Here is a 13258-nt window from a genome sequence, read left to right as displayed (position 1 = left end):
GTCTAGGTCCCCGAAGATGCCGGTTCCGGTCGCAGGCCGGCGCCGGGCGCTCCTCCTTCGCGCACGATCTTGACCGTGGCGGGGCACGATTGGGATTTTGGGCACTCGACGCCCGCTCACGGCCCCGGCATGAAGGGGCCATGAGCGCGACCCTCCCCGATATGGATCAAATCCGCGAGCGGCTTCTGGCCGGCGACAGGGCGGCGTTGGCCCGCGCCATCACGCTTGCCGAGTCGCGCCGGGCCGATCACCGGGCGGCAGTGCGCGACCTTATCGATGCGGTGCTGCCGCAGACGGGCCGGGCCATCCGCGTCGGCATCACCGGCGTGCCGGGCGTCGGAAAGTCGACCACCATCGACGCCCTCGGCTCGCTGCTGACGCAGGCCGGGCACAAGGTGGCGGTGCTGGCGGTCGATCCCTCCTCGACCCGCACCGGCGGGTCGATCCTCGGCGACAAGACGCGGATGGCGCGGCTCGCCATCGACCGCAACGCCTTCATCCGGCCCTCGCCCTCCTCGGGCACCCTCGGCGGCGTCGCGGCCAAGACCCGCGAGACCATGCTGCTGTGCGAGGCGGCGGGCTTCGACGTCATCCTCGTCGAGACCGTCGGCGTCGGCCAGTCGGAGACGGCGGTTGCCGACCTCACCGATTTCTTCCTCGTGCTGATGCTGCCGGGCGCGGGCGACGAGCTTCAGGGCATCAAGAAGGGCATCCTCGAACTCGCCGACATGATCGCGGTCAATAAGGCCGATGATGGCGAGGGCGAGCGGCGGGCCAACGCCGCGGCCTCCGAGTACCGCGCCGCCCTCCATATCCTGACCCCGCCTTCCGCCACCTGGACGCCGCCGGTGGTCACGATCTCCGGCCTGCACGGCAAGGGGCTCGACGCGCTGTGGTCGCGCATCGAGGACCACCGCGGTAAGCTCACCGCCACCGGCGAAATCGCGAGCAAGCGTCGCGAGCAGGACGTGAAATGGATGTGGGCGCTGGTCCACGAGCGGCTGCACCAGCGCCTCGTCGGCAGCGCCGAGGTGCGGAAAGCCACCGCGGAGGCCGAGCGGGCGGTCGCGGGCGGCGAGCACTCGCCCGCCGCCGGAGCCGACGCGATCGCAACCCTGATCGGTTTGTGAGCCGCCTGCTCATCACCGGGTTCGGGCCGTTTCCCACGGTGCCGGACAATCCGAGCGCCCGTTTGGCGCGGCGTCTGGCGGGCTCGGCGCATCTGCGCCTGATCCTCGGGCAGGCGCCGGACTGCCTCGTGCTCGACACCCGCTACGGGGCGCTCGACACGCAGCTCGCCCCGGCCCTGGCGAAGCGGCCCCTGGCCGTGCTGATGATCGGCGTGGCCGCGCGCCGCCCCCGCATCTGCGTCGAGACCCGCGCGGTCAACCGGCTGAGCCGGCTGTTTCCGGATGCCGACGGCCGCGTGAGCCGGACGTTCGCCTTCGATCCGGGCGGCCCCGCCCAGCGCCTCAGCCCCGCCGCGTCGCAGGTGCGGATCGCGCTGAGGCGGGCCGGGCTCGACGCTGCGGCCTCGCGGGACGCTGGGCGCTACCTGTGCAACGCGTCCTATTACCGGGTGCTGGAGCAGGGCTGCCCGGCGGTGTTCCTGCACATCCCGATGCCGCCGCGCACCCCGCGGCCGAAGGCCGGGGGAGGGCGCCGCCGGCCCGCCCTCGACCTCTGGGCCGAGGCCTTTGCCGAAGCTGCGCGGGTGCTCGTTCTTCGCAGCAGAATGTCAGCCGGTCGTCAGGCCCATTCGCGCTGAGCGAGCTTCGCCTCGTAGGCCTCGATCGCAGGCGCCTTCTGGTCGAGGGTCAGGCCGATCTCGTCGAGGCCGTTGAGCAGGTTGTGCTTGCGGCCCTCGTCGATGTCGAAATGCAGGGTGCCGCCGTCGGGTCCCTTGATGGTCTGCGCCGCGAGATCGATCGTCAGCGTCGCGTTGGCGCCGCGCTCCGCATCCTCGAACAGCTTCTCCAGATCCTCGGGCGGTACGACGATGGCCAGGATGCCGTTCTTGGCGCAGTTGTTGAAGAAGATGTCGGCAAAGCTCGTGGAGATCACGCAGCGGATGCCGAAATCGGCCAGCGCCCAGGGCGCATGCTCGCGCGACGAGCCGCAACCGAAATTGTCGCCGACGACGAGGATCTTGGCGTTGCGGTAGGCCGGCTGGTTGAGGACGAAATCCGGGTTCTCCGAGCCGTCGTCGTTGTAGCGCATCTCCGAGAACAGGCCCTGGCCGAGCCCGGTGCGCTTGATCGTCTTGAGATACTGCTTCGGGATGATGCGGTCGGTGTCGATGTTGATGATCCGCATGGGCGCGGCGACGCCCTCCAGGGTCGTGAACTTTTCCATCGCTCTTCTCGAAATCGTCGTCGGATGCGGGGTACGCGTATCCCCGGCTTGGGTCCGTCGGTCTTTAGCAGTCGTCTCGCGGTGCCGGTAGTCGCCTATTCCAGCCGACGCCGGGCTTGCTCTATGATAGAAGCATTCGCGCACGGGGGATGTGACAGCGATGACCAACACGTCGGACACCTTCAAGAAAGCGCCCAAACGCAAGCCGGCCAAGGGCAAGACCGTGACCGTCTCACCCGAGATGCGGCAGGCCTACGCCGACCTGATCAAGGAGCGCGAGGAGAAGGAGCAGGCCTACGGCCGCCACCTGCGCAAGGACGAACCGCGGCGCTGATCGCGCGGCGTCTCACACCGCCTTGAGTGCCGGCCCCCGCCGGACGAAACCGACGATGTCCTTGACCGCGTCCAGCGTCGGCGCGGCGATTGCGCCGGCCCGTTCGGCACCGTCGGCGAGGACGGTATCGATGTAGGCCGGATCGGCCACCAGGCGCTTCATCTCCGCACCGATCGGCGCCAGCATCTCGACGGCGAGATCGACCAGTGCGGGCTTGAAGCTGGAAAACTGCGCGCCGCCGAAATCCTTCAGCACCTCATCGCGGGTGATGCCGCGCAGGGCTGCGAAGATGCCGACGAGGTTGTCGGCCTCCGGCCGCCCGGCAAGGCCCGCCGCCTCAGAGGGAAGAGGCTCCGGATCGGTCTTGGCCTTGCGCACCTTCTGGGCGATGGCGTCGGCATCGTCCGTGAGGTTGATGCGCGAATACTCGGACGGATCCGACTTCGACATCTTCTTAGTGCCGTCACGCAGCGACATCACGCGCGCGGCCGGGCCGCCGATCAGCGGCTCGGTCAGCGGGAAGAACTGCTCGCCGTGGCCGTGCGCCAGGATCGACCCCGCGAAGTCGTTGTTGAACTTCTGCGCGATGTCGCGAGTCAGTTCGAGGTGCTGCTTCTGGTCCTCGCCCACCGGCACATGCGTCGCCCGGTAGGCCAGGATGTCGGCGGCCATCAGCACGGGGTAATCGTAGAGACCGATGGAGGCGTTCTCCCGGTCCTTTCCGGCCTTGTCCTTGAACTGCGTCATGCGGTTGAGCCATCCCAGCCGCGCCACACAGTTGAAGATCCAGGCGAGTTCGGCGTGCTGCGGCACCTGCGACTGGTTGAAGACGATGGAGCGCTTCGGATCGATGCCGGCGGCGAGGAAGGCGGCGGTCACCTCGCGGATCTGCCCCTTCAGCGCCTGCGGATCCTGCCACAGGGTGATCGCGTGGAGATCGACCACGCAGTAAAGGCACTGCGCGTCGCGCTCCTGCATCTCGACGAAGCGCTTGATGGCGCCGAGATAGTTGCCGAGATGCAGGTTTCCGGTCGGCTGGACGCCGGAGAACACGAGTTCGGTGAACGCGGCCATCGGCGCGGATCCCTGGAAAGACAGTCCGGGCCGAGGCGATCTCGTGATCCCGCTTGAAGCGGCGGTTTCTGGCACCGCGGATGGCGGCCGGTCAAGCAGGGCCGGGCCGCACCGGGACAGCCGTCAGACCGGAATCCGGACGTCCGGCGTCGGCCGGCGCACCGCCCTCATCGCGCCTGAGCCGCGTAGGCGTTCATGATCGCCGACAGCAGGCCGGGAAAGCGGGCCTCCACCTCGGCGCAACGCGAATGGTTGCGCATCTCGACGCCGTGGCGCTCTGAACGGATCAGGCCGGCCTCGCGCAGCACCTTGAAGTGGCTGGAGAGGGAGGATTTCGGGATCACCTGATCGCCCACCGCGGAAACGGCCGAGCATGCCTCGACGCAGCCGGCCTTCGTGATCCGGGCAAAGATCGCCGCCCGGCGGGGATCCGAGAGTGCGTACAGGATCGCCTCGGGCTGGACGTCCTCGATGGCGGGGTGAACCAGGGGCCTCATGATTTATCCATATGGGGGCTTGAACCCCGCTTCCATAGTTCCGAAATCCCGAACTATGGGATCACGGCGACCGAACCGGAGCCGGCCCATCTCGAAGGGTTAGCACAGATGTCGAAGCTTGAGGGCAAGGTCGCGGTGGTGACCGGTGCATCGAAGGGGATCGGCGCCGCCATCGCCAAGGCGCTGGCGCGGGACGGCGCGGCGGTCGTCGTCAACTACGCGTCGAGCAAGGCGGGCGCCGACGCCGTCGTCGAGGCGATCACCGCGGCCGGGGGCAGGGCCATCGCGGTCCAGGGGGACGTCACGAAGGCCGCGCAGGCGCATGGCTTGATCGAGGCGGCGGTGACGGCCTTCGGCCGGCTCGACGTGCTGGTCAACAATTCCGGCATCTACGAGTTCGCGGCGATCGAGGAGGTGACCGAAGAGCACTACCGCCGCATCTTCGACGTCAACGTGCTCGGCGTCCTGCTCGCGACTCAGGCGGCCGCGAAACAGCTTGGGGAGGGGGGCAGCATCGTCAACATCTCATCGGCCGTCACCGATGTGGAGACGCCGACGACCGCGGTCTATACCGGGACCAAGGGCGCGCTGAATGCGATCTCGGGCGTGCTCGCCAACGAGCTGGCCCCGCGCCGGATCCGGGTCAACGTGGTGAGCCCCGGCTTCGTCGTGACCGAGGGCACCCATACGGCCGGCATCGCCGGCTCGGAGATGGAAGCCGGTTTCGTCGCGCAGACGCCGCTCGGCCGGTCCGGCCAGCCGGATGACATCGCCGGGGTCGTCGCCTTCCTGGCCTCCGACGATGCCCGGTGGGTGACCGGCGAGGTGATCAACGCGAGCGGCGGCATTCGCTGACCCCTTCGGCCATGTCGCCCGTGCACGCTCGCCGCTGCGGCGTGCACGGGCGAACCGCCTTGCGCGGTCGTCCCATGAACCTGATCACTTGAGATCACAGCGCTAGCTTGACGGCACGCCCCGAGGGCGGACATTCAGTCCCCGGCCGTTGGCGGAGGGGATCGTGATCGGACGTGCGCATCTCCTGCTGGCCGGGCTGTGCCTCGTGGCGTCGGGTGCACGCGCTGCCGCCGATCCCGTGCAGGACGGGCAGCTCTGGATCAACACGACCCTGTTCGGCTCCCTCGGCGACGTCGCCTTCTTTGCCGAGGCTCAGCCGCGCATCGGCAGCGGAATCTCACGGCTCGACCAGCTGATCCTTCGTCCGGCGGTGGGCTGGAAGGTCAACGAGAGTCTCACCCTCTATCAGGGCTACGCCTACGTCGAAGACCACGGCACGCCCGGCCGCGTGAGCATCGAGGATCGCAGCTTCCAGGAAATCAACTGGAAGATCGGCGAGATCGCGGGGGTGAAGGTCTCGTCACGGACACGTTTCGAGCAGCGCTGGCAGTCCGGCGGGCGGGATGTCGGTTTTCGGCTGCGCGAAAACCTGCGCTTCGCTCGCCCGCTGACCGAGGCGAAGGACAGCATCTCGGCGGTGGGCTGGACGGAACTCTTCGTGGCGCTCAACGACGCGGATTGGGGCCCCCGCGCCGGCTTCGATCGCATCCGCACCTTCGTCGGGCTCGAACTGCCGATCGGCGGACAATCGACGGTCGAGATCGGTTACTTGAACCAGACGGCCCGGGCGCCGGCCCGCGGCACCGAGCTGGATCACATCCTGTCGGTGAACCTGTTCGTCCGAAACTGAGATGTCTTGGCCGTCGCCTCCTCCCCGCGGGGGGAGGAGGGTGCTGACCGGGGCCGTTTCGCAGAGGTGACGGCCGCCGTCAGAAGACCTGCGCGGCGTTGCCGTTGGGCCGCGGCGCGCCCGGCACACCGGCTTCCGTGTCCGCCTTGTCGGCGGCGCGCTTGTCGAGGGCTCGCTCCACGACCTTGGCGAGCCCGACCATGATCTTGTCGAGCTCGTAGTCCTTCGGCGTGTAGACCGCGGTGACGCCCATGTTCTTGAGCACCAGTTCGTCCTCGGTCGAGATGATGCCGCCGACGACCACGGGCACGTGGTCGAGGCCGGCCTCGCGCAGCTTCGCCTTCACTTCGCGCACCAACGGCACGTGGCTGCCCGACAGCACCGAGAGGCCGATGACATGGGCGCCGCGCTCCTTCGCCTTGGCGACGATCTCCGTCGGAGTCTGGCGAATGCCGTCGTAGGTCACGTCGAAGCCGACATCACGCGCACGCAGCGCGATCTGCTCGGCGCCGTTGGAATGGCCGTCGAGGCCCGGCTTGCCGACCACGAGCTTCGGCGTCTCGCCGAGCCGCTCCCCGAGATCCGCGATGAGCAGGCGCGCCTCCTCCGCCGCGCCCGAGGTGACCGTCTCCAGGGTCACGCCGGTCGGCGCGCGGTACTCGCCGAACACCTCGCGCAGGCGCTGGCCCCACTCGCCGGTGGTGACGCCGGCCTTCGCCGCAGCGATGGACGGCGGCATGATATTGGCGCCCGAGCGGGCCGCCTGCTCGAGGTCGGCCAGCGCCTGCTTCACCGCGTTGTCGTCGCGCTTCGAGCGCCACTCGCGGATCCGGGCCTCGGCTTCCATCTCGACCGTCTCCGAGACGGTGAAGATCGCTCCGTCCCCCGCGGTCAGCGGGGACGGCTCGCCCTGCTGCCACTTGTTGACGCCGACGACGATCTGCTCGCCCTTCTCGATCGCCGCGATGCGCCGGGCGTTCGATTCCACCAGCGCCCGCTTCAGCTCGCCCGCCTCGACCGCCGTGACCGCGCCGCCGAGTTCGGCGATCCGTTTCAGCTCGGCCCGGGTCTGCTCCTTCAGGGCCTCAACCCGGGACTCGATCACCGTCGAGCCGTCGAAGATGTCGTCGTATTCGAGCAGGTCGGTCTCGAAGGCGAGGATCTGCTGCATCCGCATCGACCATTGCTGGTCCCACGGCCGCGGCAGGCCGAGCGCCTCGTTCCAGGCCGGCAACTGCACTGCGCGGGCGCGGGCGCGTTTGGACAGCGTGACCGCCAGCATCTCGATCAGGATGCGGTGGACGTTGTTCTCGGGCTGCTGTTCGGTGAGCCCGAGCGAGTTCACCTGGACGCCATACCGGAAAATGCGCTTCTTGGCGTCGGTGATGCCGTAGCGTTGCTGGGCGATCTCGTCCCACAGCTCGGCGAACGCCCGCATCTTGCAGATCTCGGTGACGAACCGCATTCCGGCATTCACGAAGAACGAGATCCGGCTGAAGACGTCGGAGAAGCTGGCCTCGTCGAAATCGGGATCTTCGCGCACGGTGTCGAGCACCGCCATGGCGATGGCCAGCGCGTAGGAGAGTTCCTGAACCGGCGTCGCCCCCGCCTCCTGCAGGTGGTAGGAGCAGACGTTCATCGGGTTCCACTTCGGCACGTTCTTGGTCGTGAACAGGATCACGTCCTTGGTCAGCCGAAGCGAGGGCGCGGGCGGGAACACGTAGGTGCCGCGCGAGAGATATTCCTTGATGATGTCGTTCTGCGTCGTGCCCTGGAGCGCGGCGATCGGCGCGCCCTGCTCCTCGGCCACGGCGAGGTAGAGCGACAGGAGCCACGGCGCCGTGGCGTTGATCGTCATCGAGGTGTTCATCTGCGCCAGCGGGATCTGGTCGAACAGCGCCCGCATGTCGCCGAGATGCGCGATCGAGACACCGACCTTGCCGACCTCGCCGCGGGCGAGTTCGTGGTCCGGGTCGTAGCCCGTCTGGGTCGGCAGGTCGAATGCGACGGACAGGCCGGTCTGGCCCTTGGCGAGGTTGCCGCGATAGAGTTTGTTCGACTCCGCCGCCGTCGAGTGACCCGCATAAGTGCGGATGATCCACGGCTTGTCGCGCTTGACCTCGGCGACGCTCGCTTGCGCGCTCATCCCACTCGACTCCCTGATCCGATGCGATCGCGCGCGCCTTGAGGCGCGGCTATTGGCCGGCACCGTAGCGAAGCCGTCGCGTCGCGTCATCTGGGAGAAAGGTCGAGGTTGGGCGCCTCAAGCGCTGGAAAAACTTGATGCCGCGGTGAAGCCGATTTGTCTTGCGCGTGCGATGTCGAGGAAGTCGCAGATCGACCGATCGGATCCGCCCCTCTTCAATTCCGCGCGACCTTGCCGCCATTCGGCGACAGACGCATCGCTCCGTTGCAGATTCGAACGGCTCCAAGCTCGGCCTCGCGCGTTGGGGCGGCAACGATCGCCCGGTGAACCGCCGGTTGCGACGCCGCCCCCAGAGGCACCGACAAGGAGAAACATGCGATGGCAGACCAGAGCCCTCGGCTGACGACGGCCTTCGGAAATCCGGTATCCGACAACCAGAACTCGCTCACCGCCGGCCCACGCGGCCCGGTGCTGATGCAGGACTACCACCTCATCGAGAAGATGGCCCACTTCAACCGGGAGCGCATCCCGGAGCGCGTGGTCCATGCCAAGGGCTACGGTGCCTACGGCACCTTCCGGCTCACCAAGTCGCTGGCCGAGTTCACCCGCGCCAAGGTGCTGACCGAGGTGGGCAAGGAGGTGCCGATGGTGGCACGCTTCTCCACCGTCGGCGGCGAATCCGGCTCGGCGGACACCGCCCGCGACCCGCGCGGCTTCGCCCTCAAGTTCTACACCGAGGAGGGCAATTGGGATCTCGTCGGCAACAACACGCCGATCTTCTTCGTACGCGACGCGATCAAGTTCTCCGACTTCATCCGCACGCAGAAGCGCGATCCGCGCACCCACCTGAAGCCGCACTGGCGCCGCTGGGACTTCTGGAGCCTATCGCCGGAGGCGATCCATCAGGTGATGTTCCTGTACTCGGATCGCGGCACGCCGAAATCGGCCCGCTTCATGAACGGCTACGGCTCGCACACCTTCTCGCTCTGGAACGACCGCGGCGAGCGCCACTGGGTGAAGTTCCACTTCCACACCAAGCAGGGCATCCAGAATTTTTCCGCGGATGAGGCCGACGAGGTCGCGGGCAAGGATCCGGACTACTCCTCCGCCGACCTCTCCAACGCCATCGAGAAGGGCGACTTCCCGAAATGGAGGGTCTCCGTGCAGCTCATGCCGGAGCTGGAGGCTGACACCTACCGCATCAACCCGTTCGACCTCACCAAGGTCTGGCCGCACGCCGACTACCCGCTGATCGAGATCGGCGAGATGGAGCTGAACCGCAATCCCGACAACTACTTCGCCGAGATCGAGCAGTCGGCCTTCGAGCCGTCGAACGTGGTGCCGGGCATCGGCTTCTCGCCGGACAAGATGCTGCAGAACCGCGTGCTGTCCTACGCCGACGCCCACCGCTACCGGCTCGGCGTGAACTACCAGCAGATCCCGGTGAACCAGGCCAAGAACGCACCGGTCCAGACCTATCACCGCGACGGCGCCATGCGCACCGACGGTAATCACGGCGCCCAGGTCGATTACGAGCCGAACTCGTTCGGCGGACCGAAGCAGGATCCATCGTTCAGCGAGCCGCCCCTGCGCATCACGGGCGATGCCGGCCGCTACGGCTGGCCGGGCGACGACGAGGACCTCTACGGTCAGCCGAAGCTGTTCTGGACCAAGGTGCTCGACGAGGGCGGCCGGAAACGGCTCGTCGAGAACATCGTCACGTCCATGGGCGACAGCCCCCGCAACATCCAGGAGCGGATGATCGCTCACTGGTTCAAGGTCCACGAGGATTTCGGGCGCGGCGTCGCACAGGGCCTCGGAATCGAGACGGCGCGAGCGGCCGCCGAGTAGTCGTTTCAACGTTATTTTGAATACAGGGGCATCGGCCTAGGTCGGTGCCTCTTTTTTGTGCGGAGAGAACAAAGCCTTGCCTTTTAGGCCACTTGGAAGGCCGGAAACATCGTGCTTATAGCGTCGGCCAAGGTCGCGCGGTTCGTCACGCGCGAACGAGCAGAACAGGGAGTGCCACGATGGCTGCAAGTGCAGCGCCGGCCTGGACCGGGCAGACGGCAGAAGCCAAGGACCTTTACGAGCTCGGCGAGATTCCCCCGCTCGGCCACGTGCCCGCCAAGATGTACGCCTGGGCGATCCGCCGCGAGCGCCACGGGCCGCCGGAAGAGTCGCACCAGCTCGAAGTCCTGCCGGTCTGGGACATCGGCGACGACGAAGTGCTCGTCTACGTCATGGCCGCGGGCGTGAACTACAACGGCGTCTGGGCCGGTCTCGGCGAGCCGATCTCGCCCTTCGACGTGCACAAGGGCGAGTACCACATCGCCGGATCCGACGCGTCGGGCATCGTCTGGAAGGTCGGCGCCAAGGTGAAGCGCTGGAAGGTCGGCGACGAGGTCATCGTTCACTGCAACCAGGACGACGGCGACGACGAGGAGTGCAACGGCGGCGATCCGATGTTCTCGCCGACCCAGCGCATCTGGGGTTACGAGACCGGCGACGGCTCCTTCGCCCAGTTCTGCCGGGTGCAGTCGCGCCAGCTGATGCAGCGCCCGAAGCACCTCACCTGGGAAGAGGCCGCCTGCTACACGCTGACGCTCGCCACCGCCTACCGCATGCTGTTCGGCCACGCGCCGCACACCGTGCGTCCGGGCCAGAACGTGCTGATCTGGGGCGCCTCGGGCGGTCTCGGCGTGTTCGGCGTGCAGCTCTGCGCCGCCTCGGGCGCCAACGCCATCGCGGTGATCTCCGACGAGTCGAAGCGCGACTACGTCATGAGCCTCGGCGCCAAGGGCGTGATCAACCGCAAGGACTTCGACTGCTGGGGTCAGCTCCCGAAGGTGAATTCGCCTGAATACAACACCTGGCTCAAGGAAGCCCGGAAGTTCGGCAAGGCGATCTGGGACATCACCGGCAAGGGCAACGACGTCGATATCGTGTTCGAGCATCCCGGCGAGGCGACCTTCCCGGTCTCGTCGCTGGTGGTGAAGCGCGGCGGCATGGTGGTGTTCTGCGCCGGCACGACCGGCTTCAACATCACCTTCGACGCCCGCTACGTCTGGATGCGCCAGAAGCGCATCCAGGGCTCGCACTTCGCCCACCTCAAGCAGGCCTCGGCCGCCAACCAGTTCGTCATGGACCGGCGCGTCGATCCCTGCATGAGCGAGGTGTTCCCCTGGGACAAGATCCCGGCCGCCCACACCAAGATGTGGAAGAACCAGCACCCGCCGGGCAACATGGCGGTGCTCGTCAACTCCACCCGCGCCGGTCTGCGCACGGTCGAGGACGTGATCGAGGCCGGCCCGCTCAAGGCGATGTAAGCCGCTCGACATGACGAATAAGGGCCCGTGCATCCCAACGGATGCGCGGGCTCTTTTCGTTCGGGGAGGCGCTCAGCGCACCCGGTCGATCGCCCGCTGCGGCGTGCCGATGGTGGTGTGGAACGGCCGCTCACCGCCGCCCTTCTCGAAGGCGACGATGCTGTCGTAGACGTGGATCGCGCCGATGCCGCGCCCGATCTCCCGCGCGCCGCGGTCGTGATACCAAGCGTGCATGTCGTCGATGAACGCCTTGGTCATCTCCAGGAACGTGCCCTTGCGGCGGTAGCCGCCCTCGTAGTCGCGCCAGTACGAGGTGTGCAGGTCTTCGGCGACGTAGAGCCCGTCCTCCGCCAGGAGCGGGAACAGCGTCTCGAAGCTCACCCGCTGGTGGCTCGCGACATGGCTGCCGTCATCGAGGACGATGTCGACGCCGCCCATCTCCGCGACCACGGAACGAAGGAAGGCCGGATCGGCCTGCGAGCCGATGCGGACCTGGGCCGCGCGCCCGTCGAACACGGCGCAGCGCGGATCGACGTCGATGCCGTAGAGGATGGCGGACTCGCCGAAGAAGCGGCGCCAGAGATCGAGCGAACCGCCCTCGTAGACGCCGATTTCGAGGAAGCGGAGCGGACGCCCGTCCGGCATGCCGTTGCGGTAGGGCGCGAACAGCCGGCTGTAGATCGGCAGGAAGTGGTTCCACTTGTTGATCAGGTGGTCGCCGTCATAGCCGTAGAACAGCGTCGAGAAGGCGTCGTCTCCGCGCGTCTTCACCTCGGCCAGATCGCGATAGAAGTCGTTAGCCGGGCTGTCGCGGAACAGGCCCGCCGACTTGGCAACGGACTTGATCGCCCGCTTGATCTGCGGATGGTTCTGCAGAGTTCGTCTGAGGAACGTCATTTCAGGTTATCTTGCCCGGAGGCGGCCCGTCGCGCTGTTCGCGATCGCGCGCACGAAGCACGACCCGGCGCAGCGCGTAAAGCCGGCCGGGTCGAACGATTGCGAGAGGCCGTCCGTCGGTCTCAGGCCTCGCCGCGGGCGACGAGCGCCTCGTATTCCGAGACTTCGAGGCGGCCTTCCTTGGCGACCCGCGCCTTGTCCTCGTCACTGATGACGTCGCCGGCGAGATCGAGCCGCTTCCAGGCCGCGAGCGGCGTCTCGCGGTTCGGGCGGGGAACGTACTTGTTCTGCTCGAGCTTCTTGTACTTGTGGATGTAGCGCGGGCAGTTGACCCAGATCTTGGTCACGTCGACCTTCACGAGGTACTTCGCTTCCGTATACTCGGCCATCAGCGGGTCGTCGCGCAGCAGCGAAGCGTGGCCCTGCACCCGGATGCGGTGCGGCGTCTCGAAATCGATGAACAGCAGGCCGACCTTGGCCTGCCCGGCGATGTTGCCGACCGAGTAGAACATGCCGTTGCCGTCGAAGCCGGGAAACACCAGCGTCGAGCCGTCGACCACCTTCACGAAGCCGGTCGGGCCGCCCTTGTAGGACACCGTCGGCATCCCATCGGGATCGACGGTGGACAGGAAGAACATGTCGCGCGAGCCGATGAAGGCGGCTTCCTCCGGCTGGACCGTCTCGTGCACCCAGTCCTCGTCGAGGCGCACGGCGAGCTTGGTCGTGCCGAATTCCTCTTGGAGCGCGCGATGCGCCTCCGAGTAGAGCGATGCCATGAGCGTCTCCTCCGGGGCCCGTTGCCTCGGGCCTCCACCAGGCAGCGTTTAAGGCAAAGACGTGAGGTCGCAAACGGGGCCGCAAAAAAGGCCGGTCACGCTCGCGCGAACCGGCCTTCCTCGCGACGGTGGAGGCCGAGCGAAA

13 protein-coding genes are annotated in these 13258 nt (G+C 67.3%); 7 read left to right on the top strand and 6 right to left on the bottom strand.

Annotated features, from left to right (window positions below):
* Positions 1-140 precede the first annotated feature (140 nt).
* Both meaB and HNR51_RS20930 read left to right on the top strand, forming a co-directional pair.
* Positions 141-1130 carry a methylmalonyl Co-A mutase-associated GTPase MeaB gene (gene meaB / locus HNR51_RS20935; RefSeq protein ID WP_141950098.1) on the top strand — a complete coding sequence of 330 codons (990 nt, stop codon included), beginning with the start codon at positions 141-143 and terminating at the stop codon, positions 1128-1130.
* Complete coding sequence (locus HNR51_RS20930; protein ID WP_182556224.1) at positions 1127-1768, top strand: pyroglutamyl-peptidase I; 642 nt, start codon at positions 1127-1129, stop codon at positions 1766-1768. Before meaB ends, HNR51_RS20930 begins: the two co-directional genes overlap by 4 nt.
* On the opposite strand, the gene leuD is transcribed toward HNR51_RS20930, so the two are convergent.
* A complete protein-coding gene (gene leuD / locus HNR51_RS20925) occupies positions 1750-2355 on the bottom strand; it encodes a 3-isopropylmalate dehydratase small subunit (protein WP_012452309.1) in 606 nt (201 codons plus the stop codon). The genes HNR51_RS20930 and leuD overlap by 19 nt on opposite strands.
* Before the next feature lie 160 nt (positions 2356-2515).
* On the opposite strand from leuD, the gene HNR51_RS20920 reads away from it, so the two are divergent.
* Complete coding sequence (locus HNR51_RS20920; RefSeq protein WP_012452308.1) at positions 2516-2689, top strand: hypothetical protein; 174 nt, start codon at positions 2516-2518, stop codon at positions 2687-2689.
* Between the two features lie 12 nt (positions 2690-2701).
* On the opposite strand, the gene trpS is transcribed toward HNR51_RS20920, so the two are convergent.
* Positions 2702-3763, bottom strand: a complete 1062-nt coding sequence (gene trpS, locus HNR51_RS20915; protein ID WP_012452307.1) for a tryptophan--tRNA ligase — start codon at positions 3761-3763, stop codon at positions 2702-2704.
* Between the two features lie 167 nt (positions 3764-3930).
* Complete coding sequence (locus tag HNR51_RS20910; RefSeq protein ID WP_012452306.1) at positions 3931-4260, bottom strand: ArsR/SmtB family transcription factor; 330 nt, start codon at positions 4258-4260, stop codon at positions 3931-3933.
* Positions 4261-4368: 108 nt separating this feature from the next.
* Between HNR51_RS20910 and HNR51_RS20905 the strand changes: the two genes are divergently transcribed.
* Together HNR51_RS20905 and HNR51_RS20900 are read left to right on the top strand one after the other, a co-directional pair.
* On the top strand, positions 4369-5115 hold the full coding sequence (locus HNR51_RS20905) for a glucose 1-dehydrogenase (RefSeq protein WP_012452305.1): 747 nt from the start codon (positions 4369-4371) through the stop codon (positions 5113-5115).
* 163 nt (positions 5116-5278) lie between these two features.
* Positions 5279-5965, top strand: a complete 687-nt coding sequence (locus HNR51_RS20900) for a DUF2490 domain-containing protein (protein WP_182556223.1) — start codon at positions 5279-5281, stop codon at positions 5963-5965.
* Positions 5966-6044: 79 nt separating this feature from the next.
* On the opposite strand, the gene HNR51_RS20895 is transcribed toward HNR51_RS20900, so the two are convergent.
* Complete coding sequence (locus HNR51_RS20895; protein ID WP_141950091.1) at positions 6045-8111, bottom strand: protein meaA; 2067 nt, start codon at positions 8109-8111, stop codon at positions 6045-6047.
* A gap of 378 nt (positions 8112-8489) precedes the next feature.
* Here HNR51_RS20895 and HNR51_RS20890 point away from each other — a divergent pair, with 378 nt between their 5' ends.
* Both HNR51_RS20890 and ccrA read left to right on the top strand, forming a co-directional pair.
* Positions 8490-9962 (top strand): catalase, encoded by a 1473-nt coding sequence (locus HNR51_RS20890; protein ID WP_012452302.1) that lies wholly within the window; start codon positions 8490-8492, stop codon positions 9960-9962.
* A 179-nt stretch (positions 9963-10141) separates the two neighbouring features.
* The gene (ccrA, locus tag HNR51_RS20885) at positions 10142-11440 is read left to right on the top strand and encodes a crotonyl-CoA carboxylase/reductase (RefSeq protein ID WP_012452301.1); all 1299 of its coding nucleotides are present in this window, start codon (positions 10142-10144) and stop codon (positions 11438-11440) included.
* Positions 11441-11512: 72 nt separating this feature from the next.
* Here ccrA and HNR51_RS20880 read toward each other — a convergent pair whose 3' ends face one another.
* On the bottom strand, positions 11513-12337 hold the full coding sequence (locus tag HNR51_RS20880) for a class I SAM-dependent methyltransferase (RefSeq protein ID WP_182556222.1): 825 nt from the start codon (positions 12335-12337) through the stop codon (positions 11513-11515).
* 122 nt (positions 12338-12459) lie between these two features.
* Positions 12460-13113 carry a pyridoxamine 5'-phosphate oxidase family protein gene (locus HNR51_RS20875; protein WP_012452299.1) on the bottom strand — a complete coding sequence of 218 codons (654 nt, stop codon included), beginning with the start codon at positions 13111-13113 and terminating at the stop codon, positions 12460-12462.
* Between the last annotated feature and the right edge of the window lie 145 nt (positions 13114-13258).

This window comes from Methylorubrum thiocyanatum (genome assembly GCA_014138645.1).
GTDB classification, from domain to species: domain Bacteria; phylum Pseudomonadota; class Alphaproteobacteria; order Rhizobiales; family Beijerinckiaceae; genus Methylobacterium; species Methylobacterium thiocyanatum.
The sequence above is the reverse complement of the archived record's forward strand: the minus strand, read 5'-3'. Positions and strand labels throughout refer to the sequence as shown.

Bases quoted from the DNA above. Each gene is read 5' to 3' on its own strand.
- meaB (WP_141950098.1), top strand. From the start codon at position 141: ATGAGCGCGACCCTCCCCGATATGGATCAAATCCGCGAGCGGCTTCTG.
- leuD (WP_012452309.1), bottom strand. From the start codon at position 2,355: ATGGAAAAGTTCACGACCCTGGAGGGCGTCGCCGCGCCCATGCGGATC.
- HNR51_RS20920 (WP_012452308.1), top strand. From the start codon at position 2,516: ATGACCAACACGTCGGACACCTTCAAGAAAGCGCCCAAACGCAAGCCG.
- trpS (WP_012452307.1), bottom strand. From the start codon at position 3,763: ATGGCCGCGTTCACCGAACTCGTGTTCTCCGGCGTCCAGCCGACCGGA.
- HNR51_RS20910 (WP_012452306.1), bottom strand. From the start codon at position 4,260: ATGAGGCCCCTGGTTCACCCCGCCATCGAGGACGTCCAGCCCGAGGCG.
- HNR51_RS20905 (WP_012452305.1), top strand. From the start codon at position 4,369: ATGTCGAAGCTTGAGGGCAAGGTCGCGGTGGTGACCGGTGCATCGAAG.
- HNR51_RS20895 (WP_141950091.1), bottom strand. From the start codon at position 8,111: ATGAGCGCGCAAGCGAGCGTCGCCGAGGTCAAGCGCGACAAGCCGTGG.
- HNR51_RS20890 (WP_012452302.1), top strand. From the start codon at position 8,490: ATGGCAGACCAGAGCCCTCGGCTGACGACGGCCTTCGGAAATCCGGTA.
- ccrA (WP_012452301.1), top strand. From the start codon at position 10,142: ATGGCTGCAAGTGCAGCGCCGGCCTGGACCGGGCAGACGGCAGAAGCC.
- HNR51_RS20880 (WP_182556222.1), bottom strand. From the start codon at position 12,337: ATGACGTTCCTCAGACGAACTCTGCAGAACCATCCGCAGATCAAGCGG.
- HNR51_RS20875 (WP_012452299.1), bottom strand. From the start codon at position 13,113: ATGGCATCGCTCTACTCGGAGGCGCATCGCGCGCTCCAAGAGGAATTC.